The sequence below is a fragment of the Limnospira sp. PMC 289.06 genome, from assembly GCF_032350395.1.
Classification (GTDB): domain Bacteria; phylum Cyanobacteriota; class Cyanobacteriia; order Cyanobacteriales; family Microcoleaceae; genus Limnospira; species Limnospira platensis.
The window spans coordinates 1-263 of sequence record NZ_JARPLC010000582.1 but is presented as its reverse complement, the minus strand read 5'-3'; the positions used below and the strand labels follow the sequence as shown (position 1 = coordinate 263).

1 protein-coding gene is annotated in these 263 nt (G+C 47.9%); it reads right to left on the bottom strand.

Features of this window, described 5'->3' with window-relative positions:
• The coding region (locus P5674_RS26335; protein WP_315670536.1) for a transposase at nucleotides 1-263 on the bottom strand (263 nt) is incomplete at both ends.

Below are 263 nucleotides of genomic sequence, written 5' to 3'. Positions count from 1 at the left end.
CTCCAACCACAACTCAAACACTGTCCGATTACAACAACCCTCAAAGGTAAAGGGAGTTAAGAGTTGTTGATAACACCATGGGGCCATATAGCTCACCCTGCCCTGCCTCTTCCCTGATTTGAGGGCATCGAAGCGTTGTCCTTCCTGGCAGTAACCATAAGGATAATCCGAGTCTTGACTATTCATGCCAGCTTCATCGAGGTAAACCAACCCTTCCGGCTCCATATGTTCAATCTGAGCAATAAACTCCTCTCGCTGTTGCT